Raw genomic sequence first — 13098 nt, 5'->3', positions numbered from 1 at the left:
CCTGAGGAAGAGAATTAGAGCGGCGTACATTACGACGCCATTTCCGACGCATGAAACTTTGGTAATGTTGGCGAACGATCGCCGCCTGCACTCAATCGCGGCGCAGGATCGCCTCCAGTGCCGCCCGCTCGTCGGCGGAGAGGGATTTTGTCGCCAGTGTCCGGCGCGATCTCGCGCTGAGCACGACGAACAGGCCACCGGCCAAAAGCAGGATCACCGGCGTGCCCCAAAGCAGAGCGTTGCGCAGGTCGAAGCGCGGCTTCAGCAGCACGAACTCGCCGTAGCGCGAAACCACATAGTCCATCACCTGCTTGTCGGTATCGCCAGCGACCAGGCGCTGGCGCACCAGAACGCGCAGGTCACGGGCAAGATCGGCATCGGATTCGTCGATCGACTGGTTCTGGCAGACCATGCAGCGCAGCCCTTCCGACAGCGCTCGCGCTCTCGCTTCCAGCGTCGGATCGGCAAGCATCTCGTCGGGCTTCACCGCCAGCGCCGTGCCGGCAAAGGACAGCGCCAGCACCATCACGAGCGACGCGATGGACAACTTCGCCTTCATGGCAGGCCCGCGGGGCTCATGGCGCCGGCCTGCTTGCGGCGGCGCGAGGGTGCGCCGACGCGCAGGCGCCTGTCCATCAGCGACATGGCCGCACCAACCATCATGACCAGGCCGCCGCCCCAGATCAGCGTCACCAGCGGTTTCCACCACAGGCGCACCACGACCGATCCGTCATTGCCCTCGTCGCCGAGCGAAATATAAAGCTGCGAAAGGCCCATCGTCCTGATGCCTGATTCCGTCGTCGTCGTCTGGCGTACCGGATAGAAGCGCTTGGCCGAGCTGATTTCGCCAACCGGACTGCCGCCGACACCGATCAGTTGGAAGCGACCGCGATCCTCGCTGTAATTCGGTCCCTGCGCCGGATGGAGCCCGACGAAACGCAGAGTGTGGCCGGACAATTCGACGGTTTGCCCGGCATGCATCGACAGGATCTTCTCGGTGCCGAAGCAAAGCGTGCCGACGATGCCAAGCGTGGTCAGGCCAAGACCGAGGTGGGCAAGCGCTGTGCCGAAGACCGAGCGCGGCAGGCCGAGCAGGCGCCTGACCATGACCCTCGCAGCCACATTGCCGAACCCCGCCTTGACAGCGAGGTCGGTGAGAGCGCCGAGGATCAGCCAGACGGCAAGACCCACGCCAAGGGCTGCGAATACCGAAGCGCCGTTGATGAACAGGGCGGTGACCAGCGTTGCCAGAAGCGCCGCCGCGAAAGCTGCCATCAGGCGCTGCGCGACGGCGAAGACGTCGCCGCGCTTCCAGGCCAGCAGCGGCCCGAACGGAACCATGGCCAGCAACGGCACCATGAGCGGTCCGAAGGTGAGGTCGAAGAACGGCGCGCCGACCGAAATCTTGTCGGCCGAAAGGGCCTCGACGGCCAACGGATAGAGCGTACCGACGAGTACGGTGGCGGTGGCCGTGGTCAGGAACAAATTGTTCAGCACCAGCGCGCCTTCGCGCGAAACCGGATGAAAGAGGCCGCCGGCCGTCAGCCTCGAGGCCCGCAGTGCAAACAGCGTCAATGATCCACCGATGAACAGCGTCAGTATGCACAGGATGAAGATGCCGCGCGTCGGATCGGTGGCGAAGGCATGCACCGAGGTCAGGACGCCCGAACGCACCAGGAAGGTGCCGAGCAACGACAGTGAAAAGGTCAGGATGGCGAGCAGCAGCGTCCAGATCTTCAGCGCCGAACGCTTTTCCATGACGATGGCCGAATGGAGCAGCGCGGTGCCCGCGAGCCAGGGCATGAAGGAGGCGTTCTCGACCGGATCCCAGAACCAGAAGCCGCCCCAGCCGAGCTCGTAATAAGCCCAGTACGAGCCCATGGCGATGCCGCCGGTCAGGAACATCCAGGCGACCAGGGTCCACGGCCGTACCCATCGCGCCCAGGACGCATCGATGCGTCCGTCGATGAGCGCGGCTACCGAGAAGGAGAAACAGATCGAGAAGCCGACATAGCCGAGATAGAGCAGTGGCGGGTGCACTGCGAGGCCGAGATCCTGCAGGATGGGATTGAGATCGCGCCCTTCGATGGGCGCCGGCGAAAGCCTGGCGAAGGGATTGGACGTTGCCAGTATAAACAGGAAGAATGTCGCGCCGATCGCACCCTGCACGGCAAGCACGTTGGCGCGTAGCGTCGCCGGCAGGTTGGAGCCGAAGGCGGCGACCAGCGCACCGAAAAAGGTCAGGATCAGCACCCAGAGCAGCATCGAGCCTTCGTGATTGCCCCAGGTTCCAGTGATCTTATAGATCATCGGCTGCAGCGAATGGGAATTTTCCCAGACGCTGGCGACCGAGAAATCGGAACTCGCATAGGCGCTGAGCAGTGCGGCGAAGGACAGCGCCGTCAGGGCAAAGCCGGTGATCGCGACAGGAGCGCCGACCGCCATCAGGCGCTGATTGTTGGTGCGGGCGCCAAACAGCGGCACCACCGTCTGCACCAGCGCCAGCGCGAAGGCCAGGACCAGCGCGAAATGTCCGGTCTCAACCATGATCGCCAACCCGGCTATATCGAGCCTGCCTATTCACTCTTGCTCTCCTGCCAAACGCCCTTGGCCTTCAGCCCATCGGCCACTTCCTTGGGCATGTAGCGCTCGTCGTGCTTGGCCAGAACGCTGTCGGCCACAAAGACGCCATCCGGGCCGAACGTGCCCTCGGTGATGACCCCCTGCTCCTCGCGAAATAGGTCAGGCAGGATGCCTGTATAGGTGACCTTGACCGATTTATGGGTGTCGGTCACAGAAAACGCCACTGTCGCCCCCTGCCCGCGCTGGATCGTGCCTTTTTCCACCAGGCCGCCCAGCCTGATGCGCTGGCCCGGCTGCACCGTCGCCGTGGCCAGATCGGCGGGCATGTAGAAATAGGACGCCTTCTGGCCGAGCGCATAGAATGTCAGGCCGGTGGCGGCGCCGAGGAAGGCCAGGCCGCCCGCGATCACCGACAATCGTTTCTGTTTGCGTGTCATTGTCCGGTCCAGCCCTATTGCGTCGCCGTCAGGCCGAGCGAAGCGGCAAAAGCGGTGAATTTCCTGGCTTCGTCACTGTCGGCTCCAAAGACGGCAATAGCTCGGCTCAGCGCCTCGCGCGCCTGGTCGGCCTTGCCCAGCACGATGTAGGAACGAACGAGCCGCATCCATCCTTCCGGGTCGCGCGGATTCTGCCGCAGCTTCTCGTCGAGCCCGGCGACCATGGTGTTGATCATGGCTTCCCTGTCCTGCGGCGACATCGATGAAGCGGCATCGATATCGCCCGCGGTCGGTCCGTTTGCCGGCTCGCTCGAAGCGACGCCTGCATTGCCGGCGCCGGAACTATCGGACTTGGCCAGCGCCTGCTCGATCGCGCCGCGCCATGGCGAATCCTTCGGCAGCGTGCCCAGCATCGCCTGCCAGGCCGCGGCCGCCTCCTTGCTGCGGCCCTCCTGCGCCAAGGCCATAGCCAGGTAGAAGCCGGCCTTGGCATTGGCCGGGTCAAGTTTCAGGGCCGCCTCGAAGGCCTCCTGGGCATCCGCCGAAACGATGCCGCCGGCCGCGCTGGCGATCGCCTCGCCGAGACCGGCCCGGCGAACAGCGCTGTCGCCGTCGAGGCGAATGGCGTTGCGATAGGCGGCGACCGCGTCGGAAAAGCGCTGCATGCGCAGATAGACCGGCGCCAGCACGTCCCATCCCCTGCCGTCGGACGGATTGGCGGCAAGATGGGCTTCGGCGCGAGCCACAAGTTCGTCGACCGAGCTGTCGGCCGGATTCTTGGCCAGCCGCTCGCTGAGCGGCTGCGAGGGCAGATCGGGCGAGCCTATGTTGATGTAGAGGCCCCAACTGACCAGCGGCACCGCCAGCACGGCCGCGGTGGCGACAAGCCGCGTCGCGACGGATGTACGTCCGACGGATGCGCTGCCGGTCTGGTCCGCATTGTCGAGGCGAAGGATGCGCCGGGCGATCTCGGCGCGCGCCTCATCGGCTTCGGCAGGCTTGATCAGGCCACGGGCGGCGTCGCGGTCGAGTTCGGACAGTTGGTCGCGATAAACTTCCAGATCGTGCTCGCCGCTCGAAGACGCGCTTCTGGCGCCACCGGCCAGCGGCAGCAGCACCGCCAGGCTGGCGCCCAGCGTTAGGATTGCGGCTATGACCCAGAACAGCATGGTTCTTCCAATAACGGCAGAGCCTTGCCCTGCCAACACAAGCATACTGCGACGCTTTGACGGCGGGCGCGCCGCATATCCTTCATCGACATCAACCGGCCGGGTCCGAAATGGACCGGCTAGCCTGTCAGGTGAGCGGCGTCCAACTGCCATCGGCGTTGCGGCAAGCCGTTCCACGCGCCGTGACGCCTGCCCCGCCGGTAAAGACGGTCTGCGTGTACTGGCGGCAGTCCTGTGAGCCGACGCGGTAGGGCTGAGCCGGAACCACTTCGCCATAGCGGGACGCCTGGGTGCCCTTCCACGTCACCTTCTGGCCGCTCGTGGTGTATTCGAGCGCCTTGTATTCAGCCTCCAGCGCGCTGCGCTTCTCGGCTTCGCTAAGGCCGCTGCCGACCGACCCGCCGATGAGGCCGCCGCCCATCGCCGAAATGATCGTCGTGGCGACTTTGCCGCTGCTGGGTGGCGTGGAGGCCGGCGTCGCAGCGATGGTGGGAGCCTTGCCGCCCAAGGTGGTGCAGCCGGAAACGGCCATCAATGCGGAAACAAGCGCGACGCGAATCTTCATGCCAACAACCGGTTTTCTTGAGCTGGAGCCTGTCATGGATGAGCCGGGGGCCGCGTCATCGGAGAAGTCGGCGAGCCTATAATGTTGATATTTGTCGGAAATTTGGCCGTTGGGCCGGCTACGGAGCCAATCGGTGCGCCGCCATAACATGCCCAGTCCGTCAATGTCGATCGGCCGGGGAAAGGCATCACTGAAGGCTCCGCAATCGCACTACCGCCTTCAATCCGCCCATGCCGGACCGTTCGAGCAGCAGTATGCCTCCATACTCGTTGACGAGGTCGGCGACAATGGCCAAGCCGAGACCCGTGCCCGGCTTGGTCTCGTCCAGGCGTCGTCCGCGTTTCAACGCTTCGCGCGCTTTTTCCTCGGGTATGCCCGGTCCGTCGTCTTCGATGGCGATCTCGAACATGTTGTCGTCCTTGTCACCCACGGGAACGACGGAAACCGAAACCGCGCTCTTCGCCCATTTCATCGCGTTTTCGAGCAGATTGCCGAGCAACTCCTCGAGGTCCTCGCGCTCGCCGGCAAAGACGATCTCGATCGGCGGCAGCGACAACGACAGGTTGGTCTGCGGATTGAGCTTCTGCAAGACCCTGACCATGCGCTGCACCAACGGCGCTATCGGCGTGCGGTAGACGACGCTGTCGCGCTGCGCCGCGACGCGGGCGCGCTGGAGATAGTGATCGACCTGCTTCTGCATGGAAGCGGCCTGTTCGGCGATCAGTTGCCCCTTGGCGCCACCAAGCGCCCGCCCCTCGTTGAGCAGCACCGCCAGCGGCGTCTTCAGGGAATGGGCGAGATTGCCGACCTGAGTCCGCGAGCGCTCGACGATACGCCGGTTGTTCTCGATCAAGGCATTGGTTTCGTTGGCAAGCGGTTCAATCTCGGCTGGAAACTGGCCGTCAAGTCTTTGCGCGGTGCCTTCGCGCACCATGGCGAGCGCGTCCCTGACCCTTCGCAGCGGTTGCAGGCCGAGCAGGATGGCGATGGCGTTGATGGCGATCATGCCGACGCCGAACAGGGAAAGGTAGGTCAGGAGGCGGCGCTGGAAGGTGGCGATCTCCTGTTCCAGTTCGGTCTTGTTGCCCATGACGCGAAAGCGGGCGGCGCGGTTCTTGGCATCGAGAACGAATTCGCTCTCGAACACGACCAACTCCTCGCCATCGATGCCTTGCGCCGCGTAGCTGCGCTGGAAATTGGCGTTGAAGGGAACGTCCGCCACATCGGGCGACGGGATCGTCCTGGTCATCGACGATGAGTGGAGATTGCCGTGCACGCCTTCCGAAGCGGGTTCGACGGACCAGTACCAGCCCGAATTCGGTTCCGAGAAGCGGAGGTCGCCGAGATCCGGAGCGCCGGTGAGCGCGCCGGTATCGGAAATGCCGATGGAGCCGATCAGGTTGAACAGATGCGCAGAAAGCAGGCTGTCGAAACCGCGCTCGCTGGCCTGGCGGTACAGCGTGGTAATGAGGGTGAAAATGACGATGAGGGTCAGGATCGCCCAGACCGTGGAAAAGGCGATGACGCGGAACGTCAGCGAGCGCGGCCACAAGCGCAGCGAGAGCCGCTTGCTCACGGTTGGGTTGGTAGGGAGCGGTTCCGCCTTACGCCTCCGGCTCACGCATGCGATAACCCATGCCGCGCACGGTTTCGATCATGTCGATGCCCATTTTCTTGCGGAGCCGTCCGACAAACACCTCGATCGTGTTGGAATCGCGGTCGAAATCCTGGTCGTAGAGATGCTCTACCAGTTCGGTCCGCGAGACGACCTCGCCCATGTGATGCATCAGGTAGGCAAGCAGGCGGAACTCATGCGATGTCAGCTTCAACGGCACGCCGGCGACATCGGCCTTCGAGGCCTTGGTGTCGAGGCGTAGCGGCCCGCAGGTCAGTTCGGATGAGGCGTGGCCGGCGGCGCGGCGGATCAGCGCCCTGACCCGCGCCAGGACCTCCTCGATGTGGAACGGCTTGGTGACATAGTCGTCCGCGCCGGCGTCGATGCCGGAGACCTTGTCGCTCCAGCGGTCGCGGGCGGTCAGGATCAGCACCGGCATCTTGCGGCCGCCGCGCCGCCAGCGCTCGACCACGCTGATGCCGTCCATCTGCGGCAGGCCGATGTCGAGCACGACCGCGTCGTAGGGCTCGGTGTCACCGAGAAAATGGCCCTCCTCGCCGTCATATGCCCGGTCGACGACATAGCCGGCGTCGACCAGCGCATCCGATATCTGCCGGTTGAGATCCTTGTCATCCTCGACGACCAGTACGCGCATGCGAAAACCACTGCCTGTTGACCGATTGCTTCAGCTATAGGCCGATTCCGCCGGCCTGGGAAACGACGGGGGGTCAGTTCTGCGGGACGACGATCTCGGAGCGGCGCGGACGCTGCCCGTTCTTGCCCGGAACGAGCACGACGATGACGCAGACCGGCTGCCCGCCTCGCGTCGACTGCGAGGCCTTGGCAAGCGTCCCGCCATTCTGCTCGGCCACCTGCTGGCCGATCGCGTAGCAGTCGGCCGCCGCCACGACAATCGATTCATCCTGCGCGGCTGCCGGCGCAACGCTTGCCGGCACCGCAAGCAGCCCCGCGCAGAGCGCCAGGGTCGCGGTTCGGAAATGGGAGCGAAGCGTTCTCATGGCCAGCGTTGTAACGCATCGGCGCTGAACGTGAAATGAACGGTGATCGCCGCTGAAACCATGCTCGCCACCCCTGCAATGCGAGACAAACAAATTGAGATTTCACCGCCCAACCCGATGAAACCCATGAAGTTCCAGTCTAGACTCCGTTTCGTTCATATTGAAAGCGCGCGTCAGGCGTTTTCCTGGGTCAGCGCCCGAAAACGCAGCAGGCCGTGATGGACAAGCAGTTCCTCGTCATACCGCGCCTCGCTGAATTCGAGCGACAGGCGTGTCTGGCCGCGAGCGCCGACCTCCAGCCCCGCGTCGGCAAGGCGCGCCTCGATGGCATCCATGATGGCCCGCGTTTCGGCTTCGCCATGGGCCTTCGACCAGACATGCAGCGTAATAAGTTGATCGTCGCGGTTCTCGGCCCCGGTGTCCCAGTCAAAGGCGCAGGTCTGGCCGCATGTCACATAGGGAAAGGCGACGTTGTCGGTTGGTTGTTCGCGCAGTCCGGCGCCGCCCAGCAGAGCCGACAGGGACGGATCGCTTTTTAGCCTCAGAAACAGTGCCTGTTGCAAATCGCCGGGCGCCGTCATCGTTTCTCCCTCACCCGGTGCGCTATCGACCCTGCTCGCCAGAAGCTCTTCCGCACTCCAGACGCTTTGCCATATATAGCCATTTACCGAACGAACACGATTGCCGATTCGTTGTCACGATGATGAATGTCGATGATCTCGAAAATACGACTTCCCGACAATCTCGTCAGCGAATAGCGGGTACCCTTTGCGAACCGCAAGCATCAGCAACGCCCGGCAGCGCCGCATTTCCTAATTTCAGGAGCTGACCATGCTCGATCCAGAAAAGGCCAGGGCCGCGTCGCGCCTCCTGGTAGGCCATTGGGACAAGGGCACCCGCCTCGACGCCATACCCGAGGAATTGCGGCCGAAGACGCGGGCCGAAGGCTACGCCATCCAGTCGCACGTCATGGATCGCTCAGTGGCTCCGCTCTTCGGCTGGAAGATCGCGGCAACCAGCCTGGCCGGCCAGCGGCATATCAACGTCGACGGCCCGATGGCCGGGCGCCTCCTCGCCGAGAAGGCGGTCGAGGTCGGTGGCTCCGTTTCCCTGGCGACAAGCAAGATGCGTGTCGCCGAGATCGAATTCGCCTTCCGGTTCGGCCGTCAGTTGCCGCCTCGCCCGGGGCCTTATGAAATCGGTGATGTAGTGGACGCCGTGGCGAGTTTGCATCCGGCGATCGAAATACCGGACTCCCGCTATGACGATTTCTGCGCTGTCGGCGCGCCGCAGCTCATCGCCGACAGTGCCTGCGCCAATCTGTTCGTCATCGGCGAGGCGGTGGAAGACGATTGGCGCGACGTAGATCTCGCGAAGCACCCGGTGGCCGCTTTTGTTCCCGGAAAATCGCAGCATAACGGATCAGGAGCAGCCGTGTTGGGCGATCCTCGTATTGCGCTGACCTGGATCGTCAACGAATTGTCGGGCCTGGGCATAGCGCTCCAGCCGGGGCAGATCGTGATCACCGGCACTTGCGTGACGCCGATCAGCGTCGAGGCGGGCGACGAAGTCATCGGCGATTTGGGCAGGTTCGGCCGGGTCTCGGTGCGCTTCTGCTAGCAGTTTTACCCCTGTGACAATCCCCTGAGGCAGACAGGCCCCCGGTCATTGTCCTCCACGCAGCCGCACCACAACGCTGCGCACTGCAAGCACCAGCACGGTGATGACGATCAGGATCACTGAAAGTGCCGCGATCGCGGGGTCGATATTGTCGCGCAGACCCATCCACATCAACCTGGGCAGCGTGATGGCGTTGACCGAGGTGATGAACAGCGTGACGCCGATTTCCTCCCAGGAGAGCACGAAGGACAGCAGTGCCGCGGTGACGATGCCGAATTTGATGTTGGGCATGATGATGCGCGTGGCGCGCTCCCAGACGCTGGCGCCAAGGCCACGCGCTGCGAGGTCGATACGGCGGTCAAGCTGGCTGAGGGAGACCAGGATCAGCACCGTGGCGAAGGGCACCGTCATCACCGAATGCGCCATGGCCACACCCAGCCAGGTGTCGTAGCCGAAAAAGGAACTGACGCCGGAGATCGAGGTGAGCAGGAAATAGAGCGTCACCGCCGAGACCACCGGCGGCACCACCATCGGCAACAGCACGAAGCCGACCAGAGCCGCGGTGAAGCGCGGCTGGAACATCCACACGCCAAGGCTGAAGCACAGTGCCAGCACCGTCGAGATGACACTGCTGACGATGCCGATCCTGATCGAGAGCAGGATGGACTGGAGCCAGCGCGGATCCTCGACCAGCGAGCGGTAGTGGCGCAGCGACAACTCGCCCGTCGGCATCGCCAGCATGCGGCTGGGCGTCAGCGAGACCGGGATCACGGCCAGCAGCGGCAGGAGCAGGAACAGCGCCACCAGGACGGCGAGGGCAAGCGAGACGGGACCGGGGCGATAGGTCGGCATAGGCTACACCAATTGCTTCGGTCTGACGTAGCGGAAGAGCAGCGCCATCAGGATGCCGACGAACAACACCAGCACCACGCTGATGGCAGCACCTAGCCCCCAGTCCGGGCTCTGGAAGATGCGGAGATAGATCAATTCGGCGATCATGACGCTGCGGCCACCGCCAAGGATCGCCGGCGTGACGAAGAAGCCGAGCGAGAAGACGAAGACGATCAGCGCGGAGCCGATGATGCCGGAGCGCGTCATCGGCACGAACACCGTCCAGAAGGTGCGCATGCGGCTGGAACCCAGCCCGCGCGCGGCGAGCAGCACACGCTCGTCGAGGCTGCGCATGGAAGACGCCAGCGGAAAGACGGCGAAAGGAATGAGGAAGTGCGTCATGCCGACGATGACGCCGAATTCGTTGCGCACCAGCGTCAGCGGTTCGCTAATGAAGCCGATCGACTGCAGCCAGGTGTTGATCAGGCCGCGGTTGGAGAGAAGCGCCACCCAGCCGAAGGCGCGCGTCAGCACCGATATCCAGAACGGCACCAGGATGCAGAATTCGGCCAGCACCCGCTGCGCCGGGCTGCCGCGCACCCAGACCACGGTGATGGCGTAGGCAGCGGCAACCGATACAACGGTGACGATCGCCGCGATGCGCAGCGTGCGGACGAACACCGACTGTACCAGCGGGTCGGTTATCAGCGCGCCGTACTGGCCAAGCCCCGGCGTCGGCAGCGTGAAGCTCCACTTCACCACGCCGAGGAACGGCCAGGCATAGGCGAGGCCAAGGAACAGGAGCAGCGGCGCCATCAACAGCGCCGCGCCCATCCTATCCGAGAGAACGCCTCTCATGTCAGCCCAGCGCCGGTCAGGCGGAGATGATCTTGGTATATTCGTCCAGCGCCGCCCCGTAATTCTTGGCGTACCAGTCCATGTCGAGCGGGATCTGCTTCTTCATGTTCTCGGGATCGACCGGGTTGATGCGCTTCTTGTCGGCGGGAACCAGAGCGTCGGCAGCCGGGTTGGCCGGGCCCTGACCGAGCTTGTCGAACATGACAAGCTGCTTTGCAGGGTCCTGCGCGCTGCCGATGAACTTCATCGCCGCGTCCTTGCCGCCGGGGTTGTTCTTCAACACGGCCAGTGCGCCGGGCGAAATCAGGCCCTGGTCCCAGATGAACTTGATCTGACCGCCCGAATCCTGCTCGATCAGCGAGGCTCGCGTCGACCAGACGATCGCCATCGAGGCTTCGCCGTTGAGCAACACGCTCTGGCTTTCCGCGCCGCCGCCCCAATAGGCGACGACGTTCTCCTTGAACGCGGCGATCTTGTCATGCGCGCGCTTGAGGTCGAGCGGATAGAGCGACGCCGGCGCGATGCCGTCGGCGAGAAGAGCCGCCTCCCAGCTCGACACGCCCCATTTGTAGAGGGAGCGCTTGCCGGGGAATTTCTTCACGTCGAAGAAATCGGCCATGCCGGTCGGGGCATTGCTGCCGTATTTCTGCGAATCGTAGGCGATCACATAAGAGAAGAAATAGGTCGAGGCGGCGTAATCCCAGCCGAAACCCGGCCGCATCTTCTTCTTGTCGACTATTGTGTAGTCGATCGGCTCGAGCATGCCTTGCGCGCCAAGCGTGATGGCCGAGAACGGGTCGACGTCGACAAGATCCCAGGTCGGCGCACCGCTTTTAAATTGTGCCGCGATGGCCCCTTCGGTCGGGCCGGAGCCATCCATCTTGACGGTGATGCCGGTGTCCTTGGTGAAAGCCTGGCCATAGGCGGCGTCGTAAGCCGTGATGGCGTCGCCGCCCCAGTTGACCAGCACCAGTTCCTTCGCGGCGGCGAAGGACTTGGTCGAGCGCAGCAGCAGCGGCGTGCCGGCAAGCACGAGACCTGCAAGTTGCGTGAATTGCCGGCGCGAGATCTCACCGCGCCTTGTCCTTTCGGAGAGCGTTTCGATGGCCTGTTTCTTGGTATCGTTCATGTTAGTTCCCCTTTGTTTTCGTTGATCGAATCCGGAATCCGGTGCGGCGAATTCAGGCCGCGCCGGTGCTCATTGCCCTCCGTCCGGAAGGAGGAAACCCTTTTCCGCCGGCCAGGTCAGCCAGACGGAATTGCCTTTGCTGAGTGCCGCGGCCGCGACCTCGTTCGGCACCGAAACGGTCACCTTCGCACCTTGGCGTGTCGTAAGGTCGAGTTTGGTCGCCGCGCCCAGATAGGTCGATCCGATCGCGGTGGCAGCAATGCCGTTCTCGCCTGCGGCTGCCTCGCGCGCTATCGACATATGTTCTGGCCGGATCGCCAGGATGGCATTGCCATCCACTGCTTCGGCGTTGCCGCGCAGCTTGATTGCCCGGTCTTCGCAGAGCGCGGTCGCGCCATGGTCGGCGACGCGCACGCCCTTCAGCGGCAGCATATTGATCTCGCCCAGGAACTCGGCGACGAAGCGGTTGGCGGGCCGGTCATAGACCTCGTCAGGCGCTCCGACCTGCAACAATTTGCCATGGTTGAAGATGGCGACACGCGAGGACAGCGCCAGCGCCTCGCTCTGGTCGTGGGTGACGAAGACGAAGGTGGTGCCGGTCTCCTGGTGCAGGCGCTTCATCTCGGCCTGCATCTGACCGCGCAGGCTCTTGTCCAGCGCCGAGAACGGCTCGTCGAGCAAAAGCACGCCCGGCTCGAACACCAGCGCGCGGGCCAGCGCCACGCGTTGTTGCTGGCCGCCGGAAAGCTGCGCCGGCAGCTTCTTCTCGTGGCCCAGCAGACCGACGCGCTCTATCATCTCGCCGACGCTACGCTTGATCTCGACGGCAGATTTCTTGCGAACCTTGAGGGGAAAGGCGATGTTTTGCTCGACGCTCATATGCGGGAAGAGCGCATAGCCCTGGAACACCATGCCGGCGGCGCGCTGCTCGGCCGGCCGGTCGGTAATATCGACGCCGTCGCTGAACAGGCGGCCCTCGCTGGGCTGCAGGAAGCCGGCCAGGATCATCAGGAAGGTGGTCTTGCCGGAGCCGGAGGGGCCGAGCAGCGTCAAAAACTCGCCGCGGCCGATATTGAGCGTCAGATTGTCCAGCGCACGGAACGAGCCGAAGCTCTTGCCGATCCCGTTCGCCTTGATCTCTGCGGCCCGGCCGGGTTGCTGCATCCTGCCTCTTCCTTGGTGGCTGGGGAAATCGTAGGCAGCGCGAAGGCTCACCGCAACCGAATAGTTTTCGCCTGATCGGCAAATTTGATTCATCTATGGCGAATGCCG

The 13098-nt window shown here is 63.8% G+C and carries 14 protein-coding genes; 1 reads left to right on the top strand and 13 read right to left on the bottom strand.

Annotated elements, in window-relative coordinates:
* Positions 1–91: 91 nt before the first annotated feature.
* From FJ428_RS03345 to FJ428_RS03305, 9 genes are all read right to left on the bottom strand, one after another.
* The gene (locus FJ428_RS03345) at positions 92–559 is read right to left on the bottom strand and encodes a cytochrome c-type biogenesis protein (RefSeq protein WP_140494688.1); all 468 of its coding nucleotides are present in this window, start codon (positions 557–559) and stop codon (positions 92–94) included.
* Positions 556–2547, bottom strand: coding sequence for a heme lyase CcmF/NrfE family subunit (locus FJ428_RS03340; protein ID WP_140520716.1), 1992 nt, complete (start codon positions 2545–2547; stop codon positions 556–558). The genes FJ428_RS03345 and FJ428_RS03340 overlap by 4 nt, the downstream gene beginning before the upstream one ends.
* A gap of 29 nt (positions 2548–2576) precedes the next feature.
* Positions 2577–3020 (bottom strand): cytochrome c maturation protein CcmE, encoded by a 444-nt coding sequence (gene ccmE, locus FJ428_RS03335; RefSeq protein ID WP_140494692.1) that lies wholly within the window; start codon positions 3018–3020, stop codon positions 2577–2579.
* 14 nt (positions 3021–3034) lie between these two features.
* Positions 3035–4189 (bottom strand): c-type cytochrome biogenesis protein CcmI, encoded by a 1155-nt coding sequence (gene ccmI, locus FJ428_RS03330; protein ID WP_140567682.1) that lies wholly within the window; start codon positions 4187–4189, stop codon positions 3035–3037.
* Positions 4190–4316: 127 nt separating this feature from the next.
* Complete coding sequence (locus FJ428_RS03325) at positions 4317–4754, bottom strand: hypothetical protein (protein WP_140520719.1); 438 nt, start codon at positions 4752–4754, stop codon at positions 4317–4319.
* A 187-nt stretch (positions 4755–4941) separates the two neighbouring features.
* Positions 4942–6330, bottom strand: a complete 1389-nt coding sequence (locus FJ428_RS03320; RefSeq protein ID WP_281405698.1) for an ATP-binding protein — start codon at positions 6328–6330, stop codon at positions 4942–4944.
* A gap of 28 nt (positions 6331–6358) precedes the next feature.
* Positions 6359–7024, bottom strand: coding sequence for a response regulator transcription factor (locus tag FJ428_RS03315; RefSeq protein ID WP_140494700.1), 666 nt, complete (start codon positions 7022–7024; stop codon positions 6359–6361).
* A 73-nt stretch (positions 7025–7097) separates the two neighbouring features.
* Positions 7098–7388: a hypothetical protein gene (locus tag FJ428_RS03310; protein ID WP_140494702.1), complete on the bottom strand. Its 291-nt coding sequence runs from the start codon at positions 7386–7388 to the stop codon at positions 7098–7100.
* 173 nt (positions 7389–7561) lie between these two features.
* A complete protein-coding gene (locus FJ428_RS03305; RefSeq protein ID WP_140878933.1) occupies positions 7562–7969 on the bottom strand; it encodes a DUF3168 domain-containing protein in 408 nt (135 codons plus the stop codon).
* 250 nt (positions 7970–8219) lie between these two features.
* On the opposite strand from FJ428_RS03305, the gene FJ428_RS03300 reads away from it, so the two are divergent.
* Entirely contained in the window at positions 8220–9008 is a 789-nt protein-coding gene (locus tag FJ428_RS03300; RefSeq protein WP_140878932.1) for a hydratase, read from the top strand.
* Positions 9009–9053: 45 nt separating this feature from the next.
* On the opposite strand, the gene FJ428_RS03295 is transcribed toward FJ428_RS03300, so the two are convergent.
* The 4 genes from FJ428_RS03295 to FJ428_RS03280 form a co-directional block, all read right to left on the bottom strand.
* On the bottom strand, positions 9054–9860 hold the full coding sequence (locus FJ428_RS03295) for an ABC transporter permease (protein WP_140520723.1): 807 nt from the start codon (positions 9858–9860) through the stop codon (positions 9054–9056).
* A 3-nt stretch (positions 9861–9863) separates the two neighbouring features.
* Entirely contained in the window at positions 9864–10697 is an 834-nt protein-coding gene (locus FJ428_RS03290; protein ID WP_140559435.1) for an ABC transporter permease, read from the bottom strand.
* Between the two features lie 16 nt (positions 10698–10713).
* Positions 10714–11826: an ABC transporter substrate-binding protein gene (locus FJ428_RS03285; protein ID WP_140878931.1), complete on the bottom strand. Its 1113-nt coding sequence runs from the start codon at positions 11824–11826 to the stop codon at positions 10714–10716.
* A gap of 69 nt (positions 11827–11895) precedes the next feature.
* Positions 11896–12990 carry an ABC transporter ATP-binding protein gene (locus tag FJ428_RS03280; RefSeq protein ID WP_140878930.1) on the bottom strand — a complete coding sequence of 365 codons (1095 nt, stop codon included), beginning with the start codon at positions 12988–12990 and terminating at the stop codon, positions 11896–11898.
* Positions 12991–13098: the final 108 nt, after the last annotated feature.

This window comes from Mesorhizobium sp. B2-8-1, from assembly GCF_006440955.1.
In the GTDB taxonomy this organism is placed as follows: Bacteria; Pseudomonadota; Alphaproteobacteria; order Rhizobiales; family Rhizobiaceae; genus Mesorhizobium.
The sequence above is the reverse complement of the archived record's forward strand: the minus strand, read 5'-3'. Positions and strand labels throughout refer to the sequence as shown.

Bases quoted from the DNA above. Each gene is read 5' to 3' on its own strand.
- FJ428_RS03340 (WP_140520716.1), bottom strand. From the start codon at position 2,547: ATGGTTGAGACCGGACATTTCGCGCTGGTCCTGGCCTTCGCGCTGGCG.
- FJ428_RS03345 (WP_140494688.1), bottom strand. From the start codon at position 559: ATGAAGGCGAAGTTGTCCATCGCGTCGCTCGTGATGGTGCTGGCGCTG.
- FJ428_RS03300 (WP_140878932.1), top strand. From the start codon at position 8,220: ATGCTCGATCCAGAAAAGGCCAGGGCCGCGTCGCGCCTCCTGGTAGGC.
- FJ428_RS03285 (WP_140878931.1), bottom strand. From the start codon at position 11,826: ATGAACGATACCAAGAAACAGGCCATCGAAACGCTCTCCGAAAGGACA.
- FJ428_RS03310 (WP_140494702.1), bottom strand. From the start codon at position 7,388: ATGAGAACGCTTCGCTCCCATTTCCGAACCGCGACCCTGGCGCTCTGC.
- ccmE (WP_140494692.1), bottom strand. From the start codon at position 3,020: ATGACACGCAAACAGAAACGATTGTCGGTGATCGCGGGCGGCCTGGCC.
- FJ428_RS03325 (WP_140520719.1), bottom strand. From the start codon at position 4,754: ATGAAGATTCGCGTCGCGCTTGTTTCCGCATTGATGGCCGTTTCCGGC.
- FJ428_RS03295 (WP_140520723.1), bottom strand. From the start codon at position 9,860: ATGCCGACCTATCGCCCCGGTCCCGTCTCGCTTGCCCTCGCCGTCCTG.
- FJ428_RS03280 (WP_140878930.1), bottom strand. From the start codon at position 12,990: ATGCAGCAACCCGGCCGGGCCGCAGAGATCAAGGCGAACGGGATCGGC.
- ccmI (WP_140567682.1), bottom strand. From the start codon at position 4,189: ATGCTGTTCTGGGTCATAGCCGCAATCCTAACGCTGGGCGCCAGCCTG.
- FJ428_RS03315 (WP_140494700.1), bottom strand. From the start codon at position 7,024: ATGCGCGTACTGGTCGTCGAGGATGACAAGGATCTCAACCGGCAGATA.
- FJ428_RS03305 (WP_140878933.1), bottom strand. From the start codon at position 7,969: ATGACGGCGCCCGGCGATTTGCAACAGGCACTGTTTCTGAGGCTAAAA.
- FJ428_RS03290 (WP_140559435.1), bottom strand. From the start codon at position 10,697: ATGAGAGGCGTTCTCTCGGATAGGATGGGCGCGGCGCTGTTGATGGCG.